Here is a 21,046-nt window from a genome sequence, read left to right on the forward strand (position 1 = left end):
TTTATTAGTTATTTACCGGGAATTCCCCTTTTACGGTGATACCCATACTTCTCGCTGTACCAGCAACCATTTTCATCGCCGATTCTACCGTAAAACAGTTCAAATCGACCAATTTGTCCTCGGCGATTGCTTTTACCTGTTCCCAAGTAATCTCTCCTACTTTTTTACGGTTAGGCTCCGCAGAACCGCCTTTTACTTTGGCAGCTTCCATAACTTGAATAGCTACGGGAGGAGTCTTAACGACAAAATCGAAAGATTTATCGCTATAATAGGTAATTACGACCGGCAATACTTTACCGGCTTTGTCTTGGGTACGGGCATTGAATTGCTTGCAAAACTCCATGATGTTTATACCCTTAGAACCCAATGCAGGTCCTACGGGAGGAGAGGGGTTTGCTGCACCACCTTTAATCTGTAATTTGATCTGTCCAGCAATTTCTTTAGCCATTGTTTTTAATTTTGATATTATTAAAATACCGAGAGGGTTCATACAAGCGCGTAACCTCTTGTATTACTCCCGCTCTACTTGCGAATTTTCCAGCTCCAACGGAGTCTTGCGACCAAAAATTTTAACCATTACTTTCAGTTTCTTTTTCTCGTTGTTCACCTCCTCGATAATTCCACTAAATCCGTTAAACGGACCATAGTTTACTTTTACCGTTTCACCGACATGATATACAACGGCCGGTTCGTCACCCACCTCCTGCATCTCGTCGACTGCGCCCAACATACGATTAACTTCCGAAGGCCGTAAAGGCTCCGGCTGATTGGATTTTCCGCCCAAAAAGTCAATCACATTCGTTGTATTACGCAAATGATGAACAACCTCACCTACTAAAATGGCTTCGACAAAAACATAACCCGAGTAAAGATTTTTCTCCTTTACCACCTTTTTCCCGTTACGTACGGTGTAAACTTTTTCGGTAGGTATCAAGACCTGAAATACATAATTGCCAAGATCGGTATTCTTGATTTCTGCATCAAGAACTTCTTTGACCTTGTTCTCTTTTCCGCTTATGGCACGCAAAACGTACCAGCCTTTTTTTTCTTCAGACATTGATTTACCTCCCTAATTAAAGACCTCCGTAAATAAGGTGCATGATTTTGTCAATACATTGATCCATTGCAAATATGACTATAGCGATAATAAGGGAAGCAAACATAACCACCACAGCACTATTTGCCAACTCCGACTTGGTAGGCCAAGAAACCTTATGTACCAATTCGTTATAAGAATCTTGGATATCGGCAAGTATTTTCAATTTCTTCATTGTTTCACTAAATTTTGCACGGGTCGAGAGACTCGAACTCCCGACACCTGGTTTTGGAGACCAGTGCTCTACCAACTGAGCTAGACCCGTATAAAATCAGCCCCACAAAGAGGCTGATTTTGTAGTTTTATAAAAACTAACCCTTTATAGAATTAGTCCAAAATATCTGTGATCTGACCAGAACCTACCGTACGGCCACCTTCACGGATTGCAAAACGCAAACCTTTGTCGCAAGCCACCGGAGTGATAAGTTTCACATTGATAGTAACGTGGTCACCCGGCATTACCATTTCTACACCTTCGGGAAGAGTGATTTCACCCGTTACGTCGAGCGTACGAATGTAGAATTGAGGACGGTAGTGATTGTGGAAAGGAGTGTGACGACCACCTTCTTCTTTCTTCAAGATATAAACCTGAGCTTTGAACTCAGAGTGAGGTTTAACCTGTCCCGGGTGGCAGATAACCATACCACGTTTGATTTCATTCTTGTCGATACCACGGAGCAACAAACCAACGTTATCGCCAGCTTCGCCTTCGTCAAGAATCTTACGGAACATTTCAACACCGGTTACAACCGATTTCTTGTCTGCTCCCAAACCGAGGATTTGAACTTCATCACCCACTTTTACGCGACCTGCCTCGATACGACCAGTAGCAACAGTACCACGACCCGTAATAGAGAAGACGTCTTCAACAGGCATCAAGAAAGGTTTATCAACATCGCGCGGAGGCAGAGGAATCCAATTATCGACAGCATCCATCAACTCCATCACTTTCTCTTCCCATTGAGGTTCGCCATTCAATGCGCCCAATGCAGATCCACGAATAATAGGAGTATTGTCACCGTCATATTCATATGCTGAAAGCAATTCTCTCATTTCCATTTCAACGAGTTCGAGCATCTCTTCATCGTCAACCATATCGCATTTGTTCAAGAACACAACGATACGAGGAACGTTCACCTGGCGAGCCAACAAGATATGCTCACGAGTCTGAGGCATAGGACCATCGGTAGCTGCAACTACGATAATAGCACCGTCCATCTGCGCAGCACCAGTTACCATGTTCTTCACATAGTCGGCGTGACCCGGACAGTCCACGTGTGCGTAGTGACGATTTGCAGTTTCATATTCTACGTGAGAGGTATTGATGGTAATACCACGTTCTTTTTCTTCAGGAGCGTTATCGATAGAATCGAAAGAACGCAATTCTGAAAGACCTTTTTTTGCAAGAACCGTAGTGATAGCGGCGGTCAAGGTCGTTTTACCGTGGTCTACGTGACCGATAGTACCAATATTTACGTGTGGTTTGGTACGTTGAAACTGTTCTTTTGCCATAGCTTTGTATTATTTTATAAATGATTAGCTTTCTAAAAACTTGAGCCGATGACGGGACTTGAACCCGTGACCTCTTCCTTACCAAGGAAGTGCTCTACCGCTGAGCTACATTGGCATTTATTCTTGGAGCGGAAGACGAGGCTCAAACTCGCGACCCTCAGCTTGGAAGGCTGATGCTCTATCAACTGAGCTACTTCCGCATTTTTTGTGGGCAAAGATGGATTCGAACCACCGAAGGCGTAAGCCAGCAGATTTACAGTCTGCCCCATTTGGCCACTCTGGTATTTGCCCTTATATTAGCCTTTACAAGACCTTAAATTTACATCTCCCCCCCTCTACCACACACATCTTTCCTTTTCAGAAGAATGCACCCGTTTATCAAAGATTGAGTCGGTGAGAAACGGGTGCAAATTTAGGCATTAATTTTAAATTACAAAAATATCAGTACATTTTTTTTACTTTTCACGCATCTTTTCTTTGGTTTTCAGAAGCTGCTTAACGAGAGCCTCGACAGCCATATCGACCGCCTCTTCAAAGGTATCGGCAACCTTGCAGGAAAACATATCCTCATTTCTCGGAACAAGAACCTTAATTCCAGCCTCTTTGTTCTGTGCCGTTTCCGGTTTTACCACTTTCAAAGAAACTTCGACGGCTATAATCCCATCGTAATATTGTTCTAATTTAGAAACTTTTTTCTGAATAAATTTTTCCAACTTTTCTGATGCATCGAAATGAATCGCTTGAATACGGATTTCCATATTTCCTCCTTTTTTATGACTTTCTTTTCGGGAAAGCCTGGTTATAACTTTGTTTTAGTTCTTCAAACGTTATATGTGTATATACCTCGGTTGAAGCTAATGAATGATGTCCGAGCAGTTCCTTGACACTATTGAGAGTTGCCCCGTTATTCAGCATAGCCGACGCGAATGTATGACGCAATACATGCGGACTTCTTTTATCGAGCGAACAAACTTTCGACAAAGACCCATTGACTACCCGATAAACTAACTGCGGATATAACGGTTCCCCATTTTCCCGAACGAAAAAGAAGCCACAATCATCTCCACACGACTCTTTACGAGCCTGCCGATAACCGGCAATCATCTGCGACAATTCCTCTCCGTACGGAATCAGCCTCTGTTTATTCCTTTTTCCCGTCACCTTTATCTCTCCTTCACGCACATCAGTATCCCTCAACCCTATCAATTCGGCTCGGCGCATACCCGTATGATAAAGCATAGCGATAATAAGTTTGTTACGGACCGCCTCGAAACCTTCGCCATACGACACATCGTCCAAAAGCTCATTCATGGAGTCCTGCCGAAGATAAACCGGCATTTTCTTATGTACCTTAGGCAAAGGAATATTTTTCACAGGGCTTTCCTGAATATCCGATTGCACCACAAGATAGCGGTAAAAAGCCCTCAAAGAAGAAATCTTACGGCAAATACTACGAGCCGACATTCCTCCTTCCGACAAAAGAGCTACCCATTCGCGAATGCAATCGGAGGTTACCTTTTGCATCTCAATACCATCACACTCGGTTTCAAGGAACTTTTTAAACTGAAACAAATCGTTTCTATATGACAATACGGTATGAGTAGAAAGATTCTTCTCATACCGGATATATTCTAAAAACGATTCGATCGGCATATTCTCGTAGCTTTTAACTTACGCTACGAATATAAAGGAAATTCTTGAAAAATCCAATATTTGCCAACAACAAAAAAAATTAATCTTCTATCTGTTGAAGTTTCTGAATGTAGATAGCACGCATCATTTTTTTGCGGTTCGTAACAGATGGTTTTTCAAATGCCTGACGGTTACGCAATTCCTTAACTACACCTGTTTTTTCAAATTTCCGTTTGAATTTTTTCAAAGCCTTCTCGATGTTTTCGCCTTCTTTTACTGGAACTATAATCATAATTATTTAGAAATTAGTTTATTTGTTTCTTTTGAATAAATTGCGGTGCAAAATTATAGATTGTTTTGTGATTAACAAAACTTTCGACCGCTAAAATATACTCGAAAATAAATTTTACACAAAATCGGCACGATTATATCCATCTTTCTATTCCAATATTTTCACAGCCTTTTATCTTCTTATTTTACTAAATATCGTTACCTTTACACACGGTTGATAAATATTTATCGACAATAACTCTAAACATTCAGATTATGAGTAAATCGACATTACCCCGACTCAAAGCCCTGCGTGACGAAATGGGCAAAGCCGGTATTACAGCTTTCATCATACCGGGAACCGACCCGCATCAAAGCGAATACTATGCCAGCCATTGGGCGGCACGAACTTGGATTTCCGGATTCGACGGATCGGCTGGAACTGCGGTCGTCACAACCAATCAAGCCGGATTATGGACCGACTCGCGGTACTTCCTCCAAGCCGCTCAACAACTGGAAGATTCCGGGTTCGAACTTTTTAAAGAAGGACTGCCCGACACTCCCACCATCGAGCAATGGCTACTGACCACTCTACCGCAAGGTGCGACCATCGCCATCGACGGCACACTGTTCGGGGCATCGAAAGCCGCTGCGATAAAACAAAACTTCGAGAGCCACGGCTTCCGATTCGTATCCGATTTCACTCCGTTCGACTCCATTTGGGAAAAACGCCCATCGATCCCCAAAAACGAAGCCTTTATTCACGATGAAAAGTACAGCGGAGAATCTATCTCGGATAAAATAGCCCGAATTATGGAGCAAGTACGCCAGGCAGGAGCCGATGCTCTGTTACTGGCGGCTCTGGACGAAATTGCTTGGGCATTTAACATACGGGGAACCGACGTAGAATGCAATCCGGTCGTCATTTGCTATGCATACATAGACGACTCCCAGCGTATTCTTTTTATCGACAAAGCCAAAATCAACGATACGGTCTGCCAATACCTGCAAAAAAATAGCGTAGAAATAATGCCCTATGAAAACATTTTCGACTTCGTAGCAACTCTACCGGCAGAGAAAAAAGTATTCGTAGACACCAACAAAATCAACTACACCTTATTAAATAAACTGCATGCCATACCCGTATCGGGCCAATCCCCTATCGCTCTACTGAAAAGCATCAAAAACGAGACTCAGCTTGCCGGAACACGCGAGGCAATGATACGCGACGGTGTAGCATTGGTTAGATTCTTCCGTTGGTTAGAAAAAAATATCGACAGCGGCAAAGTAACCGAAATAACAGTTGCCGAGAAACTGCGAGAGTTCCGCTCGCAACAAAGTCTTTATGTAGGAGAAAGTTTCGCCACTATCGCCGGATTCAACGAGCATGGGGCCATTGTCCATTACTCGGCGACACCCGAAAGCAATGCGATCATTTCTCGCAAGGGATTCCTGCTCATCGACTCAGGGGCGCAATATCTCGACGGGACTACCGACATCACTCGCACCGTATCGTTAGGCAATCTGTCCCCTCGCCAAAAGCGGGACTTCACACTGGTAATGAAAGGGCATATCGCTCTCGCCTCTTGTCATTATCCGCAAGGTACGCGCGGAGCCCAACTCGATGCCCTCGCCCGCCATTTCCTATGGGACGACCACCTCAACTACTTGCACGGGACTGGTCATGGAGTCGGGCATTTCCTCAATGTCCACGAGGGACCACAAAACATACGCCTCGAAGAAAATCCCACGCCTCTCATGCCGGGCATGATTACCTCTAACGAACCGGGATTATACCGTACCGGCGAATATGGCATACGTTGTGAAAATTTAGTCTTGACAGTGCCCGATTACGAAAATGAATTCGGCATGTTTTACCGGTTCGAGACTCTTACCCTTTTCCCCTTCGATACCGAGGCTCTCGATATTCCCATCATGACCGAGAAAGAAATCGAGTGGCTCAACAGCTATCACGAAATGGTCTATGACCGATTAAGTCCGATGCTTGACGAGGAAGAGCAACAATGGTTACACCGCAAAACAACAGCAATTTAATCCAAGTTAAAATTATAAACTAATCATGGCACTTATAAAATCAGTACGGGGATTTACCCCGAAAGTCGGTAAAGACTGTTTCCTCGCCGATAATGCAGTTCTCATCGGCGATACCGTTATCGGCGACGAATGTAGTATCTGGTTCGGAGCCATCTTGCGAGGCGATGTCAATTCTATTCGTATCGGCAACCGGGTTAACATTCAAGACGGATCGGTATTGCATACTCTATACGAAAAATCCACCATCGAAATCGGCGACGACGTATCCATCGGACACAACGTTACCATACACGGAGCTACCATACACGACGGAGCCCTCGTAGGCATGGGCTCGGTAATTCTCGACCATGCTGTCGTAGGCGAAGGAGCCATCGTTGCCGCCGGATCGGTTGTGTTGAGCAAGACAGTCATCAAACCGGGTGAGCTTTGGGGCGGAACACCGGCCAAATTCATCAAAATGGTAGACCCCGAACAATCGAAAGAGATCAATCAAAAAATCGCCAAAAACTACCTGATGTATTCCAAGTGGTACGAGGAAGAATAGTCTTTCCGTAATATCATGCAAAGGGACTGCCGATTAGCAGTCCCTTTGTCTTTTGATAACACGGTACAATGATCGAAATAACCTATGGTTATAACCGATAACCACAAAGAAATCCCATATTCGAAATGAAATCTCTACCTTTGCGTCCGAAAAGGGAAACGACACCCGGAATGAACGTATATCGCATTCCGCATTAACTGTATCAAACGGCAAATTTTCCCCAACTCGATTATAAAAAAACAATTTAATTCATTTTGATATGTTCAGCGAAAAACAAGGAAATGTCCTCCACGGTATTCTGTTGATTGTACTTTTTTCATTCTCCGCCTTTTACATTGCAGAATTCCAATTTATAAAAAATCTATCACTCAGCCCCCTCATCGTAGGCATCATACTGGGTATGCTCTACGCCAACAGCCTGCGTAACCGATTGCCCGAGACATGGGTTCCGGGCATAAAATTCTGCTCGAAACAAGTACTTCGTGCCGGTATCGTCCTCTACGGATTCCGGTTGACCTTCCAAAGCGTTATCGCCATAGGAGCCTCGGCCATACTCATCGACGTGATTATCGTCACCTGCACCATTCTATTGGGTTTCTTGGTGGGGAAACTGTTGAAGATGGACAATGACCTCGCCCTGCTCACCGCCACAGGTAGCGCCATCTGTGGAGCCGCTGCTGTTTTGGGTGCAGAACCGGTAGTAAAAAGCGAACCCCATAAAACAGCAGTTGCTGTCTCGACGGTTGTCATTTTCGGTACGCTCTCGATGTTCATTTATCCCATTCTTTACCGAGCCGGAGTATTCGACCTCACACCCGAACAAATGGGACTCTACACAGGCTCTACCTTACACGAAGTAGCCCACGTGGTAGGGGCGGGTAACGCGATGGGGAAAGAGATTTCCGACTCGGCAATCATCGTAAAAATGATTCGAGTCATGCTCCTTGCCCCGGTTTTACTCATCATGAGTTTTGCCTTAGCCCGCCGAGCCGTAAAAGCAGTCAAAGGAGACAAAAATACAACCGTCACTCAGCGAGGAAAAATCACCATTCCCTGGTTCGCATTCGGTTTCCTTGCCGTTATCGGATTCAATTCGTTCGATTGGCTTCCCGTTCCAGTAGTAGACGGAATCAATAGCCTCGACACCTTTATGCTTACAATGGCTATGACAGCTTTGGGAGCCGAAACCAATTTCGAAAAATTCAAACAAGCAGGAGCCAAACCATTTCTTTTAGCGGCCATATTGTATATATGGCTGTTGGGAGGAGGTTATCTGCTCGTCAAATGGTTAGCATAAATCATAATCACATCAAACGACAACGGGCTGAATCGTAAATTTACCACCTCTCCCTACGGGCATTCCCCGGATTTCATCTATGATGAGCAGAAAGAGAGGAGCCCTGACTCTGTCATCTCCACTGCCGGTATTTTTTAACCCCTCCGTCTCTACGTGCCACCTCCCCTATATTTTGCGTTGCAAAACACAGAGGAGGAGGTTAACACCGATAGTGTCATACTAAACCCAATTCAATAGAAAATTCGAGGGAGTAGATTTGAATTTTAACGATGAATCTTTTATCGAATACTTCGTTCCTGTTCTCTTTGGAGAGAGGTTAAAAAAGATTTCATAAGATTTTCGATTGAGGGTTTAACCCCTTTGCCCGGCGGGCATTCCCCCTATTCACTTCGCAGCACAAGGGAGAAGGAGAATACCCTCAAAGTTCCAAAGAGATAAAAGGCTGTTCAAAGCGACACTTTCAATCCCCTCCCCCTACTCTCACAACATCATAGGACATTTCACATTCCACCTTTATTTTTTTGAAAAGTGACAATATCGATATTTAGAACAACGAATGATTACATATCGCTTTGGAGTGGGAATCTGAAACACCTCCCCTGTGTTTTGCAACGCAAAATATAGGGGAGGTGGCACGTAGAGATGGAGGGGTTGAAAACGACATCTCATCAGCCGGTTTATATCGGACATATCCCTGCACCCACCGTATTCCACAGCATTACAGGATGCTGTGGAAGCAGCGGTATAAGTGAGAGACCGAAGGAAAAGAAGTTTCGAGGAAAGGGGTTATAAAAAAGATACATCGACGAACCCACTATCGTTTAATATCTCTCCAAAAAAACTATTCTCAACTATTTAATTTTCTTTTTCACATTACCAGAAGAGGCTTTTCCCGGAACCAACTTGGTTCGGGTTCTATTCTTACTTTTTTCCTCTCCTTCCTTCACGACTTTTTTCGGAGCATAAGTCTTCGGCTTTCTTCCTTGATGCGAAGCCTCATCGGACTTCTTCACCATCGAATTTTTGGAACGACGATTCGGACGAAGTTCCTCCTGTCCACTGGCAAATCTCTCTCGGCCCCCTCGTTGCTTCTTTTCAACCTCGGGATTTTCAGCTCCCGATAGTTTCTCTTTACGAGAAGAACCGTAACGGCGCAATTTATACTCCCGCTGTTCCATAGGGATAAAATGCAACGGTTCCCCGTCTATTTTCACTTTATCGCCTTCGGCCACCCGGCTACCCAACGTAGCCAACTCGCCGTTGATAGTCACCCGCTCATCGGCAATCATTTTATCGGCTTCCCGACGGGAACAAAATCCCGAATCACTAATGTACTTATTGACCCGAATACCCGATCGTATCACTTTCTTTACCATAATCAAAACTCTATATTTTATCCCAACACTATATGCTCAGCCTCTACCGGCTCATTCAAAAACAGGGTCGCTGCCTCGGAAAACTTTCGAGGCGATTCCGTCGTCAGATAGCGGCAACCGCCCTCTTTCGAGCAACGACTCTCTATCTCGGGATGCCGTTTCAAGTAATCGTCCAACCTGTCGGTCACCAAAGGACCTTGCAAGACTACCGAAATAGACGGAGGAAGATAGGCCCTAATTTTGTCGAGTAACAACGGATAATGGGTACACCCCAATACTATCGTATCAATTTCATCGGACTGCGACAAAAGTTCGTCGATATATTTCTTAACAAAATAATCGGCTCCCCTCCCTTGTGCTTCGTTGTTCTCCACCAACGGAACCCACATGGGACATGACTGTCCGTATACCACGAATTCGGGATACATCTTCTTTATCTCCAACTCATAGGAGCCCGACTGTATCGTACCCGGTGTAGCCAAAATCCCGATATGCCCCGTACGCGACAGTTCGGAAAGCGACTCGACCGTCGGACGAATAACCCCCAAAACCCGTTTATCGGGAGCGAGACGAGGCAAATCTTTTTGCTGGATACTACGAAGCGCCTTTGCCGAAGCCGTATTGCAAGCCAAAATAACCAAAGAGCACCCTTCGTCGAAAAGATGAAATACAGCCTGCTTAGTAAATTCATATACGATCTCGAACGACCTCGTACCATAAGGAGCCCGCGCATTATCCCCCAAATAGAGATAATCATATCGAGGCAGGCCTTTACGCACCTGTTCGAGAATAGTAAGACCTCCGTATCCCGAATCGAAAATTCCGATGGAACCTACATTAGTAGGTATTTTTGTCGCATCCATTATTAGAAGTATAAATATGGAAAAAGGATGATAACGTTCTTATCATCCTTTTCGCAACCCCTCGACGAGGGAATAATTATTTCAATCCCAATTTCGCTTTCACCAACGGAGTCACATCTTCACTGGGTGCTCCCTGATAAATAACGATAGGATAAGCCAAATCAAAAATATAAGTAAATTTACCCTCTGCCCCTACCGACTTAATGGCATCCATCAACTTCTGTTGAATAGGAGCGAAAAGAGCTTCTTGTTGTTTTTGAATATCCTGAGACGCCATTTCCCGGAAACTCTCGATACGAGATTGGGAATCTTGAACCTCCTGCATACGACGAGCACGTATCGTCTCGGGAATCGTATCGCCCAATGCCATATACTCTTTATACTTCTTCGTGAACTCTTCTTGAATTTTTACAAACTCATCTTCATATTTCTTATTAATATCTTGAAGAGTTTGCTCGGCAGTTGCCTTCTCTGGCATCAACATAAAAATCTCCTGAGAGTTAACGGTACCGAATTTAAGGGCTTGTTGCGCTTGTGATACAAAACTCAAAGAGCAAATGCACACTGCGGCGAAAAGAAATTTCTTAATCATACTATAATTTTTTTGTTTCTATACTGTAAGTTATGAATAATGGCACAAAAGTAAGCATTTATTTTGAATATCCTAACTTTGTGAGCACTTCATTACTAATATCTATCTTCGGCGACGCAAAAATAATATTCGGAGAAGAAGCTCTATCGATAACCATCATGTAGCCTTTATCTTCCGAAATCTTCTTAATGGCATTATAAATATCGTCTTGAATAGGCTTCATAAGACTTTCGCGCTTTTTGAACAACTCGCCCTCAGGGCCGAAATACTTACGGCGCAATTCAACGACCTCCGTCTCCTTATCACGGATTTCCTCTTCTCGTTTTACCTTCATTTCCTCGGTAAGAAATACCAAATCCGATTGATAGTTTTTATACATTGTTTTAGCTTCGGCCGCCTTGTCGTCACACTCTTTTTGCCAACGTTGAGACACTTGGTTCAACTGTTCGTTGGCCATTTCGTACGAAGGAATATTTTTGAGTATATATTCCATATCGACCAAAGCATACTTCTGAGCTACCGACGACGCAGTAAAAGCTAGTACCGCCATCGCAAAAAGAACTATTCTTTTCATATCGTTATTCTATTTAATTAAACATTCCCGTTTCAATAAACCATATAACATAAAACACTTTCTAAAAAATAAAGATAGCGCGATTCTACCAAATCGCGCTATCCTTTTAGAGCATTTAACACAAACGTATCTGTTTTTTCACAAATTAAAATTCCTGACCTAAGATAAAGTGGAAATGGCCACCCCCTTTCTCTCCTTGTACTTTATCGAAACCATAAGCCCAGTCGATACCCATCAATCCGATCATCGGCAAGAAGATACGAACGCCCACTCCGGCCGAACGTTTCAGAGAGAATGGATTGAAGTTTTCGAGCGATGTCCACGCATTACCGCCCTCGACAAAAGCTAAACCATATATCGTAGACGAAGGCTGCAACAAGAACGGGAAGTGCAACTCCATCGAGAACCGGGTATAAGCCCGACCGTCGGAATAGGGCGTAAGAGCACCGTTATCATAGCCCCTCAACCCGATTGTTTCCGTAGCATATGTATAAGACCCGGTCATACCGTCGCCACCCACATGGAATGTTTCGAAAGGCGTTTGCTTATACTTGTTATACGACCCCAACAATCCGAAATCGGCACGTCCCATAAGCACAAGTGTATATTTTTCGGAGTTATTCAACGGGGTATATACACGGCTCTTGAATTTTATTTTATAATATTCTATCCAGCGATATAACTCTTCTCGGTCGGCTCTCGACGAACTCTCATAGAGGCTCTTGTAATCTTTCTTAGAGAATAATGAATAAGGAGGAGTAAATTGAGCCGATAACGTAAATTGAGAACCTCGACGTGTATAAATGGGATTATCTATCGAACTTCTACCCAGCGTCAATCCCAACGTAAAACTGTGAGAAGTACCGTTCTGCATATAGTACAGATACTCCCAATTTTTAAGAATATATGCCTGATAGCCCAATTCTGCCATAAAAGTAAAATAGTCATCGGGCCACTCCAAACGTTTCCCGAATCCGAAGGAAACCCCGATCATCTGCAAAGACTTGTTCGGGTCTAAGGCATTTTCATAAGCATTTTGATAATAATCGTCATAATAGGAGTTACCCAAGTAGCTGTTTCCCCAGTAACCTCCATACAAAGAATTATTGTATAAACTGTTGTAGCTTCGGCTCAAAAAAGAACTTTCGATACCGGTCTGACGGCTATAATAAGCCGAGAACTGGAACGAGTTCGGACGTTTTCCTCCGAACCACGGATCATAAAACGAAATACTATACTGCTGATAATAACGTGCATTCGTTTGCGCACTGATCGTAAACGTTTGCCCGTCGCCCTGCGGAATGATACCTTTAAACGATTTAGGGTTGAGCAAATTCTTGATGGAGAAATTCGTAAACTTCAAACTAAGTTTTCCGATAACACCCGTCTGCCCCCAACCGGCCGAAAATTCGATTTGGTCGTTGGCTTTCGATTCGAGATTATAAACCAAATCGACAGTACCGTTTTCTTCGTTCGGTTCCGGTTTTATATCCATTGTCTCAGGATCGAAATGCCCGGTTTGAGCTATTTCACGAGCAGAACGCATCAAGTCCGATTTACTGAACAACTCTCCCGGTTTCGTACGTAATTCCCGACGGATAACATGCTCATACAAACGGTCGTTACCATTGATGACAACCTTGTTGATACGGGCCTGCGGACCTTCGAACAAACGTATCTCCAAATCGATGGAGTCGTTCAGCACATTGCCCTCGATAGGAACCAACTGAAAGAAAAGGTATCCTCTGTCCATATATAAATTGGCAACCGCATCTTCATCTTCCATCGTTCGCTTGTTCAGCATTTTCTGATTATAAACATCGCCCGGCTTCATACCCAATACAGCCGAAAGATAATCCGACGGATAAATCGTATTGCCTACCCAGTCTATATTTCGGATATAATATTTCTTTCCCTCATCGATTGTCAGGTAAACATCTACCGTTTTATCGTTATACCGCACCACACTGTCGTTTACGATAGCGGCATCCCGGTATCCCAACTCGTTATATTTCTCGATAATCAGATTTTTATCATTCTTATAATTCTCTTCGACAAACTTTTTCGTTCGGAACAAATGAAGCAAATTACCCTTTTCATTGGTTTTTTTCATAGCCCATTTTATTTTCCTATCCGACAAAACCTCGTTCCCGTCTATATATATCTTATGGACCTTAACTTTCTCTTTCTTATCCACATAAATATCGACGATCACCTCGTTCTCATGGGTCAGGTCATCGGTCTGTTTTATGTTCACCTCTGCATTCTTAAAACCCTTTTCCTCGAAATGTTTTTTGATAATCGTCGTGGCACGATCCACTATATTGGGAGTTATCTGGTTTCCTTTGACCAACCCCAAGCGCATTTCCAAATCTTCCCGCTCACTTTTCTTAATCCCGTGGTAATTTATTTCCGAAATACGCGGTTGTTGTTTTAATTGTATTTCGAGCCATGCCTTATTGCCATAGGCCTTCGTCCACTTAATCACGACATCGGAAAACAAACCTTGCCTCCAAAATTTTTTGGCTGCCTCGGTAATGGCATTACCGGGTATTTCGATAACCTGTCCTACTTCCAACCCAGAGTAACCTATCAATACATAATCCTCATAATTGGGAGCCCCGGTAACCGTGATACCGGCAATCTCATATTTCTGCGGAATGGCCGAATAAACGACCTTCGGATTATATATCGTATCGAGTTTCTCTTCATTCTGTGCGGTCACAGCCTGCACACAAAAAGACAAAAACAAAAAAACAGCCAAACTTTTCAAAGGCATATAATATCGCATTTTCAATCTCTTTTTCTTCATTTATAGTTGTTCGCTCGTTTTTCCGAAACGACGTTCTCTGGCTTGATATTCGACAATGGCTCTATAAAGGCTTTCGCCGGTAAAATCGGGCCAGTATTCTTCTGTAAAATAAAATTCGGCATACGAGAGTTGCCACAACAAAAAGTTACTGAGTCGTATTTCTCCTCCCGTCCTAATTAACAAATCGGGATTAGGCATATTCACAGTTGTCATGAACTCATCGACTGTCGTTTCCGTAATGTCGTCCACCGACAATCTACCCTTTTGAACCTCCTGTGCGATACACCGGGCCGCGCGAGCGATTTCCCATCGGGAAGAATAGCTCAACGCCAAGTTCAAAACAATACGCTCACCTCCCGACGTATCACGAATACATTTCAACAACCGTGCTTTCACATCAGATGGCAAGCGGTCCAAATCGCCGATGACCGACAAACGGACTCCCTTCTCTACCATTCCGGGAGTTTCCCGCTCTATACCAAAAACGACCAAAGCCATAAGAGCATCGACTTCCGCTTGCGGACGATTCCAATTTTCCGTCGAAAAAGCATATAAAGTAAGGTATTGCACCCCTACTTCGGCAGCTGCATCCGTTATCTCATGAACGACATCAAGACCTTTGCGATGCCCCTCCGAACGGTCCAGCCCTCTCTCCTTAGCCCAACGCCCGTTGCCGTCCATAATAATGGCAATGTGTTTGGGCACACGAGTTAGATTTATCTGCTCTACGTAAGTCATTCCTCTTTCAACGATTATCGTTGTTACAAATTTCTTTTTTACGGCCGAATTCATACGTGATTGAAAACAAAGTCGTCGAAAACCAATCCGTATTTTTCAGCACACTGCTTTCTATATGGTAAGGATCTGCGAGTGCCTTTCCGTCGAAACTGTCTCCCAACGTTTTGTGCATAGCAAATTCCAAACTTATATTCCATCTCGGAGCTATTTTATATTTAACCCCGGCTCCCAAAGAAGCATCGAAACTCACATAACCGCCTCCGACAGTCGAATATCCTACTCCCACCCCCGCCAACAAATATGGAGAAAGCCGTTTCGTTCCCAGATAAGAATATCCCATTCCATAATTAAAGAAATTGAATTCTATCTGTCCTCCCAACCGATATTGCCAACTCTCAAACGAGTAATCACTTCCGTTGGGGAAACGATTGTCAAAATCACGGGTATCGCCTGAAAACTGCATGGCTGAAATATCGGTCTTTACAGCCCACCGATAATTCAACAAAAAACGGAACACTCCGCTTATCGCAGCACCCGGCCGATGCCACGGCGAAACCTGATTGGCATCGCCCATATAACAACTTATTCCACCCGCTATCCCCGCATCATAACGGAAATCCTGTGCAGATAAAACAGCTGTACTACTCATTATTATCACTATAATCGGAATTATTTTTTTCATGCGTGTGCCATTTTTACGAGCCTACATACATAAAACGAAATAAACCGATGAAAAGTATCTTTTTTCTTCAAAACACTCATTATGGTATCGGCGGATATCTCAACCTACCGATTGCTCCTCGCCATATTTCATTATAAATATCACCGGAGTTATTTTCCCCTCCGAATATATAAATATAAGGAATCTGGTAATCGCTCGTACGAGCAACCGACATAGCCGGGACCCTCCGAATAGGCATAAACTTCCACAACGAAGCCGCGCTCCGAGAGGTAAAGTCCGCATCGACAACCATCACCGAAGCAAAAGCCCGCGGATTGATATAGGTAGGCATAGCCAACGACTGAGGAGCCTTGCTCCATGTATTGCCGTTATTTACCGAAACATATACCGAATCGGCTACCCCGGCAGCCTCGCGCCCCCCGATCACAATCCACGATGTGTATTGCGTCGTTATCCAGTACTCACTGGTCGTAAAAGTGAAATACGGAAACAGAATGGCTCCCTCGCACGGTTTTATCGAGCCTTGTAATTGAGCCCAAGCCTCACCGTCATATCCCCATGTCGCACCGGTCAGATTATCGTCGGCCATTCGTCCGCCCACCATAATGGACTGGGGAGAATCCAAATCATACTCCGACGCGAATGTCACCATAGGGCTACTGCCCGTAATGGGGAAATTAGCAGCTGTCGGATAAGGTACAAATCCAGCAGGACGAGGATAGCAATCGTGTTTATAAACACCGTTCTCCGACACGACACCCAACAGCCTCGACTTCCACGTTCCTACCAACGAATAAAACGTTTGCCCGGTCGAAGTCCACTCTACACCATTTTCCGACCGATATAGCTCGCCGGTTTGCGAAAGCATATACAAAGCCTCATCGGTAGCTTGTAAAGATTTCAAATCAGGTATAAACGATAACGACAAAGGCTGCGGTGTCCAGTCATCGGCATAAGGATCTTCCGCCGTATATAATGTACAAGTCGAATTAGAGACTATGAAAGATTGAACTTTCCCTTTATAATAAACGGCTTTTTGCGCATCGACCGTTGCTTGACTGCCACACGGTAAAGGCCGAACGCCGAACATGGTATTCCAATACAATGAGTCGGGGTCGATTTGATGGACATTTACCTTAACGGAATACCACTTCACGGTCGTACCGTTTTGAGCCGTCACCTCCAACGAAACTTTCGACGTAAAATCGATAGAATCGGTAGGATTGGCTATATAGTCTATCGTATCGTTCTTGGCAGGATCGCCTTTGTCCATATAAATCTTAGCCTGTGCGACGTTATCGAACGAGATATTCGCAATCAATGCGGAAACATCGGTTCCGACAGGTAAAGAATCGGCATTATAAATCTGGCCTTTATTCAAGTCTATCGTAAAAAATATCGTATCTAAATGAGCTAACACCGAGTCATTGGCCGCCAAAGAAAAACCGGAAACCCGTACGCTCTCCGATACAGTATATGATATAACATCATCTTCGGTCGAATTACACGAAATGCCGGATAAAAATAAAGCCGCTATACACAGAAAAAAATATATTTTTTGCTTCTTCATTAACTGATATGAGTTACAGGTTTGCAGTTACAATCGGCAAATTTAGCAACATTTTTTTCTTTGTACACTACAAACACCGATAATTATAATTATTTATGGATAAACCGATTCATATACATCGATTTCCCAATTCAAAAATAAATAAAAAAAGAGAGATAGCCGTTTCATTTTAGACGAACCGAATAATTGACACGGCAAATAATCTGTTTTTACCTATTTTCATACCAGTCTATTTTTGCTTCGCCACAATATTCAGAGCGCACAAGCAGCCCCTTTACGACAGGCGCGACAATTCCATTTCCCAGAAACATCGGCCCGGTTTCTACTCTCGTTTCGTCCCAATATCCCGAATCTAAAAATGACTGTAACAATACAGCTCCCCCTTCTACCAAAAGATGTTGTATGCGTCGACGGTATAGTTCGTTCAACAAACCGGGTATTAAATCTTTCCCGAAAGGGAGGCGAATAACTTCGACAGAATCGGGCAAAACCGGATAAACAATATCCTTCGCCGTAATAACAAGCGAAGGCAATCCATCTGTAAACACGTGCGAACCAGACGGAACGCGGGCATGTTCGTCGAGAACGATTCGCAAAGGTGAACGCCCGTACCACAAACGGGTAGTCAGCGACGGATTATCGGCAACTGCCGTGTTCGTCCCCACCAATATGGCATCTGCTTCGGCACGCAAACGATGTACCCACACAGACGAAACATCGTCCGAAATCCGAATGGCAAGTTCTCCCGGTTTCCGAATCCGGTCGATATAACCGTCCCGACTCTGCGCCCACTTCAAAGTAACGAAAGGACGCTCATCGATTTGGCAGGTCATAAAAGTTCGGTTCAAAGCCTTACATTCTTCTTCCAATACCCCAATGACAACTTCTATACCGGCCTCCCGCAACCGGGCGACACCCTGCCCCGACACCTTCGGGAACGGATCGAGGCAGCCGACAACGACCCTCGGTATCTTCTTTTGGACAATCAAGTCGGCACAAGGAGGAGTTTTCCCGTAATGAGAACAAGGCTCCAAAGAAACATACAATGTACATTCCGGCAACAGTCCTGCATCCCGCACCGAATTTATGGCATTCACCTCGGCATGCGGTTGACCGTAACACCGATGATATCCCTCTCCTATAATTCGCCCCCGATGTACGACGACCGCACCCACCATCGGATTGGGTGACACGTATCCTCGACCCAGAGAAGCCAACTGCAAACAGCGTCGCATGAAAACGGCATCCATATCTGTTTTATCCATATTCCGATTTTTTTATTAAAGCCCGATTTGATCGGTGTAGTTTTTCTGCACGAAATATCTATTCCCAAAAATCAAAACAGTTTCTTAACTTTGCATGGATTTACAAATATCGATCTACCCATGCAACAAAGTATCGATCTGTTACGGCGCAAACTGGGAGAAATCTACCCTCCCGGAGAAATCACCGGATTCACCCGAATGATTTTCGAATCCCTGTGCGGCTATACCCCCACCGATATTCTGCTGCACAAAGATACGATTTTATCCGAGGATATACACCGTAAAATCGAACGTATAACCGACAGGCTCTCGCAGCAAGAACCCATTCAATACATTTTGGGATATACCGATTTTTGCGGGCGGCGTTTCGATATTGCCCCCGGAGCTCTCATTCCCCGCCCCGAAACAGAAGAATTGACAAGACTCGTTATAACGGAAAACTCCGGTCAACCTTCGCGCATAGCCGATTTGGGAACAGGAAGCGGTTGTATTGCCGTTACTCTTGCGCTCTCGTTGTCCGACAGCAAGGTCGAGGCATGGGATATCTCGACAGAGGCTTTGGAAATTGCTCAGCGTAACGCCCGAAAACACAATGCTCATGTAAATTTCTTTCAACGGGATATTCTCCGTTACGATGTATCAGAACTACCAGAGGAATCATTAGACATCATCGTCAGCAACCCGCCCTATATCCGCCGATGCGAGAGCCGATCCATGAGTGCCAATGTGCTGGAATACGAACCTCATATAGCCCTGTTCGTCCCGAACGAAAGCCCTCTTCTGTTCTATGAAAAAATAGCTATGGACAGCGTTCGGCTTTTATCCCCCGGAGGCAAGCTCTACTTCGAAATCAACGAGGCACAAGGCGAAGCATGCGCCCGTATGTTGGAAGCAGCGGGATATAAGCACATCAGAATCATCAAAGACCTGTATGAGAAAAATCGATTCGTTTCTGCTATAAAACCCATACGACATGGCTAAAACACTAACTCCGCCCGAAGCCCTCCACCGATCGGCCGCCCTCTGCTCTTCATCGGAACACTGTATAGCCGACATACGGGAAAAGCTCTCCCGATGGGGTATCGGAGAGCCGGATGCCCGAACAATCGTCGAACGACTCGTTCAAGAAAGATTCATCGATGAAGGAAGATACGCCATTGCTTTCGCCAAAGACAAATTCCGTTTTTCCGGGTGGGGACGAATAAAAATCCGCTATGCCCTGCAACAGAAACGAATCGGGAATAGTGACATCGTCAATGCCTTATCTCTCATCGACGAGGAAGCATACACGACCCGCCTCGCCGACCTGCTCGAAAAGAAATCTCGTTCGATTAACGACGAAGATGTCGAGGTTCGACGCTCCAAATTACTTCGTTTCGCCGCGTCCCGAGGGTTCGAAACCGAATTAGTTTTTCGCATCCTTAAAGAAATCGAATCATGAAAACGCCCCCGTTCCTCAAAGATTTCATCGATTTGTTCTTTCCCCGGCTCTGCCCGGTCTGTCAACGGGCGTTGAACAGGAATGAAGAAAACATTTGCACCACCTGTTTGCATCGATTACCGCGCACCGGTTATCACCTCGACCCGCTCAGCCCGATGGCACAACTTTTTCTCGGAAAAGTTCCCATTGAAAAATGTGCGGCATTTTTCTTTTTCTCCACGCCGAGCGACGCCCGGCAACTCATACACCACATCAAATACCACGGAGGAAAACAATGTGGTTTCACCTTAGGGAAAATTTACGCGAACGAACTGCTGCCCAGCGGATTTTTCGACGACATAAACGCGTTGGTTCCCGTCCCCTTGCATCCGGCGAAATTACGCCGCAGAGGATACAATCAAAGCGAATGGATTGCTCGGGGAATCGAACAAGTCACCGGAATCGAAGTCTACACAGAATGGTTATACCACTCCCAAAACACTAAATCGCAAACTGGAAAAAATATCTACGAACGCTGGCTGGACACCCGCACCGCTTACGAAACGGACTCAGAGCTCGATTTATCCGACAAGCATATCCTGTTAGTCGACGACGTTGTAACCACAGGCGCGACTCTTCTGGCTTGCGCACAGGCGCTCTATCTTCACGGGAAGCCCCGAATCAGCTGTCTCACACTCGCTGCGGTACTATAAGAAGCTGTTTTAAATTTATTCCGAGACAGATTGAG

At 44.5% G+C, this 21,046-nt stretch carries 22 protein-coding genes and 4 tRNA genes; 6 read left to right on the top strand and 20 right to left on the bottom strand.

Translation table 11 applies throughout. The features are described from left to right. Positions 1 to 4: 4 nt before the first annotated feature. From rplK to rpsU, 11 genes are all read right to left on the bottom strand, one after another. Positions 5 to 448 carry a 50S ribosomal protein L11 gene (gene rplK, locus HMPREF9448_RS09595; protein WP_008862372.1) on the bottom strand — a complete coding sequence of 148 codons (444 nt, stop codon included), beginning with the start codon at positions 446 to 448 and terminating at the stop codon, positions 5 to 7. Positions 449 to 511: 63 nt separating this feature from the next. Next, positions 512 to 1,057 carry a transcription termination/antitermination protein NusG gene (gene nusG, locus HMPREF9448_RS09600; protein ID WP_008862373.1) on the bottom strand — a complete coding sequence of 182 codons (546 nt, stop codon included), beginning with the start codon at positions 1,055 to 1,057 and terminating at the stop codon, positions 512 to 514. A gap of 16 nt (positions 1,058 to 1,073) precedes the next feature. Then, positions 1,074 to 1,271, bottom strand: a complete 198-nt coding sequence (secE, locus tag HMPREF9448_RS09605) for a preprotein translocase subunit SecE (protein WP_008862374.1) — start codon at positions 1,269 to 1,271, stop codon at positions 1,074 to 1,076. A gap of 17 nt (positions 1,272 to 1,288) precedes the next feature. After that, a tRNA-Trp gene (locus HMPREF9448_RS09610) sits at positions 1,289 to 1,361 on the bottom strand. Between the two features lie 62 nt (positions 1,362 to 1,423). Then, the gene (tuf, locus tag HMPREF9448_RS09615; protein WP_008862375.1) at positions 1,424 to 2,608 is read right to left on the bottom strand and encodes an elongation factor Tu; all 1,185 of its coding nucleotides are present in this window, start codon (positions 2,606 to 2,608) and stop codon (positions 1,424 to 1,426) included. A 43-nt stretch (positions 2,609 to 2,651) separates the two neighbouring features. Further along, positions 2,652 to 2,723 (bottom strand) — tRNA-Thr (locus HMPREF9448_RS09620). Positions 2,724 to 2,732: 9 nt separating this feature from the next. Beyond that, positions 2,733 to 2,808 (bottom strand) — tRNA-Gly (locus HMPREF9448_RS09625). An 8-nt stretch (positions 2,809 to 2,816) separates the two neighbouring features. After that, positions 2,817 to 2,899 (bottom strand) — tRNA-Tyr (locus HMPREF9448_RS09630). A 164-nt stretch (positions 2,900 to 3,063) separates the two neighbouring features. After that, positions 3,064 to 3,366 (bottom strand): ribosome hibernation-promoting factor, HPF/YfiA family, encoded by a 303-nt coding sequence (gene hpf, locus HMPREF9448_RS09635; protein ID WP_008862376.1) that lies wholly within the window; start codon positions 3,364 to 3,366, stop codon positions 3,064 to 3,066. A 13-nt stretch (positions 3,367 to 3,379) separates the two neighbouring features. Further along, positions 3,380 to 4,261: a tyrosine-type recombinase/integrase gene (locus tag HMPREF9448_RS09640; RefSeq protein ID WP_008862377.1), complete on the bottom strand. Its 882-nt coding sequence runs from the start codon at positions 4,259 to 4,261 to the stop codon at positions 3,380 to 3,382. Positions 4,262 to 4,340: 79 nt separating this feature from the next. Beyond that, positions 4,341 to 4,532, bottom strand: coding sequence for a 30S ribosomal protein S21 (gene rpsU / locus HMPREF9448_RS09645; RefSeq protein WP_008862378.1), 192 nt, complete (start codon positions 4,530 to 4,532; stop codon positions 4,341 to 4,343). Positions 4,533 to 4,786: 254 nt separating this feature from the next. Here rpsU and HMPREF9448_RS09650 point away from each other — a divergent pair, with 254 nt between their 5' ends. The 3 genes from HMPREF9448_RS09650 to HMPREF9448_RS09660 all read left to right on the top strand — a co-directional run bounded on the left by HMPREF9448_RS09650 (position 4,787) and on the right by HMPREF9448_RS09660 (position 8,406). Next, positions 4,787 to 6,565, top strand: coding sequence for an aminopeptidase P family protein (locus HMPREF9448_RS09650; protein WP_008862379.1), 1,779 nt, complete (start codon positions 4,787 to 4,789; stop codon positions 6,563 to 6,565). 25 nt (positions 6,566 to 6,590) lie between these two features. Further along, the gene (locus tag HMPREF9448_RS09655; protein WP_008862380.1) at positions 6,591 to 7,109 is read left to right on the top strand and encodes a gamma carbonic anhydrase family protein; all 519 of its coding nucleotides are present in this window, start codon (positions 6,591 to 6,593) and stop codon (positions 7,107 to 7,109) included. A gap of 259 nt (positions 7,110 to 7,368) precedes the next feature. Beyond that, positions 7,369 to 8,406 carry a YeiH family protein gene (locus tag HMPREF9448_RS09660; protein ID WP_008862381.1) on the top strand — a complete coding sequence of 346 codons (1,038 nt, stop codon included), beginning with the start codon at positions 7,369 to 7,371 and terminating at the stop codon, positions 8,404 to 8,406. Between the two features lie 851 nt (positions 8,407 to 9,257). Here the strand turns inward: HMPREF9448_RS09660 and HMPREF9448_RS09665 are convergent. The 9 genes from HMPREF9448_RS09665 to ribD all read right to left on the bottom strand — a co-directional run bounded on the left by HMPREF9448_RS09665 (position 9,258) and on the right by ribD (position 18,878). Then, positions 9,258 to 9,782, bottom strand: a complete 525-nt coding sequence (locus tag HMPREF9448_RS09665; RefSeq protein ID WP_008862382.1) for a S4 domain-containing protein — start codon at positions 9,780 to 9,782, stop codon at positions 9,258 to 9,260. Positions 9,783 to 9,799: 17 nt separating this feature from the next. Beyond that, positions 9,800 to 10,645, bottom strand: coding sequence for a glutamate racemase (gene murI, locus HMPREF9448_RS09670; protein ID WP_008862383.1), 846 nt, complete (start codon positions 10,643 to 10,645; stop codon positions 9,800 to 9,802). Between the two features lie 76 nt (positions 10,646 to 10,721). Continuing rightward, a complete protein-coding gene (locus tag HMPREF9448_RS09675) occupies positions 10,722 to 11,237 on the bottom strand; it encodes an OmpH/Skp family outer membrane protein (RefSeq protein ID WP_008862384.1) in 516 nt (171 codons plus the stop codon). 58 nt (positions 11,238 to 11,295) lie between these two features. Beyond that, on the bottom strand, positions 11,296 to 11,811 hold the full coding sequence (locus HMPREF9448_RS09680; protein WP_008862385.1) for an OmpH/Skp family outer membrane protein: 516 nt from the start codon (positions 11,809 to 11,811) through the stop codon (positions 11,296 to 11,298). Between the two features lie 145 nt (positions 11,812 to 11,956). After that, on the bottom strand, positions 11,957 to 14,590 hold the full coding sequence (locus HMPREF9448_RS09685) for a BamA/OMP85 family outer membrane protein (RefSeq protein ID WP_008862386.1): 2,634 nt from the start codon (positions 14,588 to 14,590) through the stop codon (positions 11,957 to 11,959). A 33-nt stretch (positions 14,591 to 14,623) separates the two neighbouring features. Beyond that, positions 14,624 to 15,361 (bottom strand): isoprenyl transferase, encoded by a 738-nt coding sequence (locus HMPREF9448_RS09690; RefSeq protein ID WP_008862387.1) that lies wholly within the window; start codon positions 15,359 to 15,361, stop codon positions 14,624 to 14,626. Positions 15,362 to 15,368: 7 nt separating this feature from the next. Beyond that, the gene (gene porG, locus HMPREF9448_RS09695; protein ID WP_008862388.1) at positions 15,369 to 16,043 is read right to left on the bottom strand and encodes a type IX secretion system protein PorG; all 675 of its coding nucleotides are present in this window, start codon (positions 16,041 to 16,043) and stop codon (positions 15,369 to 15,371) included. A gap of 79 nt (positions 16,044 to 16,122) precedes the next feature. Further along, positions 16,123 to 17,613 carry a DUF6242 domain-containing protein gene (locus tag HMPREF9448_RS09700; protein WP_008862389.1) on the bottom strand — a complete coding sequence of 497 codons (1,491 nt, stop codon included), beginning with the start codon at positions 17,611 to 17,613 and terminating at the stop codon, positions 16,123 to 16,125. Positions 17,614 to 17,822: 209 nt separating this feature from the next. After that, the gene (gene ribD / locus HMPREF9448_RS09705; RefSeq protein ID WP_008862390.1) at positions 17,823 to 18,878 is read right to left on the bottom strand and encodes a bifunctional diaminohydroxyphosphoribosylaminopyrimidine deaminase/5-amino-6-(5-phosphoribosylamino)uracil reductase RibD; all 1,056 of its coding nucleotides are present in this window, start codon (positions 18,876 to 18,878) and stop codon (positions 17,823 to 17,825) included. Positions 18,879 to 18,998: 120 nt separating this feature from the next. Here ribD and prmC point away from each other — a divergent pair, with 120 nt between their 5' ends. From prmC to HMPREF9448_RS09720, 3 genes are read left to right on the top strand one after another with little or no spacing between them, the layout of a single operon-like run. Beyond that, positions 18,999 to 19,859, top strand: coding sequence for a peptide chain release factor N(5)-glutamine methyltransferase (gene prmC / locus HMPREF9448_RS09710; protein ID WP_040296160.1), 861 nt, complete (start codon positions 18,999 to 19,001; stop codon positions 19,857 to 19,859). Then, the gene (locus HMPREF9448_RS09715; protein WP_008862392.1) at positions 19,852 to 20,319 is read left to right on the top strand and encodes a regulatory protein RecX; all 468 of its coding nucleotides are present in this window, start codon (positions 19,852 to 19,854) and stop codon (positions 20,317 to 20,319) included. Before prmC ends, HMPREF9448_RS09715 begins: the two co-directional genes overlap by 8 nt. After that, entirely contained in the window at positions 20,316 to 21,011 is a 696-nt protein-coding gene (locus HMPREF9448_RS09720) for a ComF family protein (RefSeq protein ID WP_008862393.1), read from the top strand. Before HMPREF9448_RS09715 ends, HMPREF9448_RS09720 begins: the two co-directional genes overlap by 4 nt. Positions 21,012 to 21,046: the final 35 nt, after the last annotated feature.

Origin of the sequence: Barnesiella intestinihominis YIT 11860 (assembly GCF_000296465.1) — a bacterium.
In the GTDB taxonomy this organism is placed as follows: domain Bacteria; phylum Bacteroidota; class Bacteroidia; order Bacteroidales; family Barnesiellaceae; genus Barnesiella; species Barnesiella intestinihominis.